The 4460-nt window shown below is 42.8% G+C and carries 5 protein-coding genes; 3 read left to right on the forward strand and 2 right to left on the reverse strand.

Going from position 1 to position 4460, the window contains the following annotated elements; genetic code table 11:
* Nucleotides 1–371 (forward strand): IMP cyclohydrolase (locus tag PAN06_RS12955; protein ID WP_269796531.1); only part of this gene is annotated, 371 nt, incomplete at its 5' end.
* Nucleotides 372–553: 182 nt separating this feature from the next.
* On the opposite strand, the gene PAN06_RS12960 is transcribed toward PAN06_RS12955, so the two are convergent.
* Nucleotides 554–1096 carry a TetR/AcrR family transcriptional regulator gene (locus PAN06_RS12960; protein ID WP_269796532.1) on the reverse strand — a complete coding sequence of 181 codons (543 nt, stop codon included), beginning with the start codon at nucleotides 1094–1096 and terminating at the stop codon, nucleotides 554–556.
* Between the two features lie 167 nt (nucleotides 1097–1263).
* On the opposite strand from PAN06_RS12960, the gene PAN06_RS12965 reads away from it, so the two are divergent.
* Entirely contained in the window at nucleotides 1264–1773 is a 510-nt protein-coding gene (locus PAN06_RS12965; protein ID WP_269796533.1) for an HXXEE domain-containing protein, read from the forward strand.
* A 188-nt stretch (nucleotides 1774–1961) separates the two neighbouring features.
* Here the strand turns inward: PAN06_RS12965 and PAN06_RS12970 are convergent, their stop codons facing one another.
* Nucleotides 1962–2981 carry a GBS Bsp-like repeat-containing protein gene (locus tag PAN06_RS12970; protein ID WP_269796534.1) on the reverse strand — a complete coding sequence of 340 codons (1020 nt, stop codon included), beginning with the start codon at nucleotides 2979–2981 and terminating at the stop codon, nucleotides 1962–1964.
* Nucleotides 2982–3163: 182 nt separating this feature from the next.
* On the opposite strand from PAN06_RS12970, the gene purD reads away from it, so the two are divergent.
* Complete coding sequence (gene purD / locus PAN06_RS12975; protein ID WP_269796535.1) at nucleotides 3164–4426, forward strand: phosphoribosylamine--glycine ligase; 1263 nt, start codon at nucleotides 3164–3166, stop codon at nucleotides 4424–4426.
* Nucleotides 4427–4460 lie beyond the last annotated feature (34 nt).

Raw genomic sequence — 4460 nt, forward strand, 5'->3', positions numbered from 1 at the left:
TGACGAAACGTCAACCAACTGAGACAGAAGCGACAGCTCTTGAGTTTGCTTGGAAAGCTATCAAGTACGTCAAATCAAATGGTATCATCGTAACTAATGATCATATGACACTTGGTGTTGGCCCTGGTCAAACTAACCGTGTGGCTTCCGTCCGTATCGCCATTGATCAAGCTAAAGACCGTCTTGACGGCGCTGTTCTTGCTTCAGATGCCTTTTTCCCATTTGCAGATAACGTGGAAGAAATCGCCAAAGCAGGTATTAAAGCAATCATCCAACCGGGTGGATCAGTCCGTGACCAAGAGTCAATCGAAGCGGCGGATAAATACGGATTGGCTATGGTCTTCACAGGAGTAAGACATTTTAGACATTGATGGGTATTTTAAAATTAGCTCATTATCAACTGTGATAAAGGATTTATCGCTAACAAAAAGAGAAGACGTAAGTTGTCTTCTCTTTTTGTATGTCTAAAACAATAAGCATTTTAGTGTTAGAAATTATTAAAATGATTTGTTAGAGCTGTTCATGACTAATCTCGAAAAACTCAGTTTCTCACTTAACTATTTTTTATACGTTTTATGGTGTTTAAGGTTGTTGTGACTAGCTCGTTAATAGGTATGGCTTTATAATCTCCTTTTAACCATTCATCAAAAATATTGTAGAGACCGCCGGTAATGAATCTAATATCATAGTTGATTTGTCTTTGATCACTATTTGTGATGTGCCAAGGTGCCATGACAGTGGTATAAGTAGCAGGAAGCTTATCGTAAGACCTTTGCAAGATAAGCACGAGTAAGTTTGCGTCTTGCAAAATTTTTAATGGCTCAGTGTACTGGCTCCAATACTGAAAGAAAAGGTTCACTAAATCTTCAAAATTAGTCAGTTTTGCTGTTTGAAGTTCGATAATATAGTCTTGGATTAAGCGGTCTAAATAGTTCGTAAGAACTTCCTCTTTTGAATGGTAATAACGATAAAATGTTCGTCTGGCAATCTGAGCATGCTCGCTGAGTTCAGCAATGCTGATATTTTGGAGAGACTTCTTAGTTGCTAATAAATCGAACAAGGCTTCCTCCAGCCATTGTCGCGTTTGATATTCCATGGTATTTTTCCTTTCCTGTCACACTTTTGGTCAAACTGTGCCAATATCTCTTAACCTCTTGTTTTTGTAACAGTTTATCTTTATACTAAAAGTGTTGCGCGTGATATATGATTATCATTTATTCTTAACATTGTACAATTGTTAGTTGTTATTAAGGAGGTAAAGGTATGAGCATTCTTTTTAATGTTTGGATGCTGCCTATTTTATTTATTTTACATGATTTTGAAGAAATAATTTTTATGCCCTTGTGGAAAACACGGCATCATCAAAAGTTAGAAACTTTTAAGAAACCGTTCTTTGGTTCCGTTACGCAAGGTTCCACTTTTGCAGTAGGTGTGTTCGAAGAATTTATCATCCTGGTGTTTATTTCTGGATTCTGCCAAATAACTCACAACAGTTTACTCTATTTATCTTTTGTAATAGCTTATACAGCTCATTTCATAATCCATTATATCATGTGCCTGCAATTTGGGGGCTATGTTCCTGGAGTCGTCACGGTAACCCTAGAATTGCCAATGGTTCTAATGATTATTTCCCACTATTGGCCTTCTGACATTTCTTTGTTATCAGTCGTTGTCTATCTTTTATTGGCCATGGTAATAGCTTTTACGAATCTTAAAATCATGCATCTCATCATGCCAAAAATTCAAACACATCTAGAAAAATACGCGAAATGAAAAACGATTAAATGAGAGCTACTTTTTAACCTTTCTGATATAACTGGTTAATGAGCAACCAAGAATCTATCGAAGTTGCGGATAAATACGGTTTAACCATGATCTTTACAGGTGTTCGTCACTTCCGTCATTAATCAAAACAGGCACTCATCAATGGATGGGTGCCTGTTCTGGTTGTCATGAAAACCTTAATCGGGATAGATATAGGTGACCGTTCCCCAGACGGGATTGGTCGGATCGAACCAACCACGGAAGTTGTCGATATAGCGATGGCCGTTGTAATTAGCCTCTTGGATCTGAATTTTTTGGTCATGTTCGACGTCCGTAACTAAGGCGACATGCCCATATCCCCCATTGTCCCAACAGGCGATGGCACCGACCTCTGGGGTATTTCCTGTCCGGAATCCCGCAGTGCGTGCACTAGCTGCCCACATGCCACCGTTTCCCCACCAGTTGTGGGCCCACGGGGCTAATTCTTTGGCTCCCCAGGTGCACTCACCGATGGGGTAGGTGTTTCCCGGATGTGTCGCGAGTGGAGTGAGCTTTGGCTTTGCCTTTTCCACTTGAAAGGTAGTTGGAAACATTCCTTGCAGTTGCCCCTTCTTTTTTTGGTAGACGTGTAGGTGAAAGAGGCCACTTCCCTTGTGCTTTTGGGCCTGAAAGCGCAGTTGGAAGTGTCCAGGTGCAATCTTCTTTGCGGGATACCAGACCAGATCATCCTGCCCGTTTTCTTCTGACCAGATGGGGAAGACAATCTCGTCAACGTCTTCGAACAACTTTAGGTCTACCTCAAATTCTTGTGAGGAGATGGGTGTGATCGTAATCTTGGGCTGGGAAGAAGCCAGGTCTTTTTGCTGGACGCTGGTCGTGAGAGGGTAAAGACCGGTTAACTGTTCATTTGCCTCCACCCCATAGACATGGACATGATAAAGTCCGGCTTGATCAGAATGGTTGGTCAATGGCACTTGTAGGTCAAATCCCTTGTCACTGCGTTGCACAGGATACCAAATCAGGTCATCTTGACCATTTTGGTCAGACCAGACGGGAACTTGGATCTTTTGATATTTATCCGGGACGTTTCCAAGATGAATCACCAGCTGCCCTTTTTCGGCATAGATAGCATTGGTCGCTTGATCTGCATGAGCAATAGAGGCTTGCATCCCCCATGTCGCACAAGTCAGTACGACAAATTTTTTGATTGTTTGCATAATACTCCTTTTCGTCAATTAGTAGGTCTCACCTATACTATTCGGAAAAAAATGAGAAATAGGAGAAAATAGCAAAAAATGTTTGGATTCTACTGAAAATAGGAGACTTTTGCTGAAATCATTAGAATAAAACGAACGATTATGATATAATTTAATAAAATAATTCGCAAAAGAGGTTCGAGATGAAACTTTTGGTTGTTGGATCTGGCGGTCGTGAGCATGCGATTGCTAAGAAATTGTTGGAGTCTACAAACGTTGAGCAGGTTTTTGTGGCTCCTGGTAATGATGGGATGCGATTAGACGGTCTGGATTTGATCAATATCGGAATTTCCGAACATTCTAAGCTGATTGACTTCGCAAAAGTCAACGATATTGCTTGGACCTTTATCGGTCCAGATGATGCCCTTGCGGCTGGTATCGTAGATGATTTCAATGCGGCAGGACTCAAAGCCTTTGGTCCGACCAAAGCTGCGGCTGAGCTGGAGTGGTCCAAGGATTTTGCTAAGGAAATCATGGTCAAATACAACGTTCCGACAGCAGCCTATGGGACCTTTTCAGATTTCGGGGAAGCTAAGGCTTATATCGAGGAGAAAGGCGCTCCAATCGTCGTCAAGGCAGATGGTTTAGCCCTTGGGAAAGGTGTCGTCGTTGCGGAGACGGTTGAGCAAGCAGTTGAAGCTGCTCACGAGATGCTTTTGGATAATAAATTCGGTGATTCAGGTGCGCGTGTGGTCATCGAGGAATTCCTTGACGGGGAAGAGTTCTCTCTCTTTGCCTTTGTCAATGGTGACAAGTTCTATATCATGCCAACGGCTCAGGACCACAAACGTGCTTATGATGGCGATAAGGGTCCTAACACTGGTGGGATGGGTGCCTATGCGCCAGTTCCTCACTTGCCACAGAGCGTGGTTGACACAGCGGTTGACACTATTGTCAAGCCAGTTCTTGAAGGCATGATCAAAGAAGGGCGTCCGTATCTTGGTGTCCTTTACGCGGGGCTTATCTTGACAGCTGATGGACCGAAAGTTATCGAGTTCAACGCTCGTTTTGGTGATCCTGAAACGCAAATTATCTTGCCTCGTTTGACATCTGACTTTGCACAAAACATCACTGACATTTTGGATGGCAAAGAGCCGGCCATCACTTGGACGGACAAGGGGGTGACACTGGGCGTGGTTGTAGCTTCAAACGGCTACCCACTCGCTTATGAGAAAGGTGTCAAGCTTCCAGCCAAGACAGAAGGTGATATCATCACTTACTATGCTGGTGCCAAATTCGCTGAAAACGGCCAAGACCTTCTCTCAAACGGCGGACGTGTTTACATGCTCGTCACCACAGCAGACACCGTTAAAGACGGCCAAAATATTATCTACAACGAACTCAACAAACAAAACACAGAAGGCCTCTTCTATCGTACGGATATCGGTAGCAAGGCGAATAAATAATTAGCGACCGTAGGTCGTAAAAGGCGAGCGAAAG

This window comes from Streptococcus sp. SM3 (assembly GCF_027497875.1).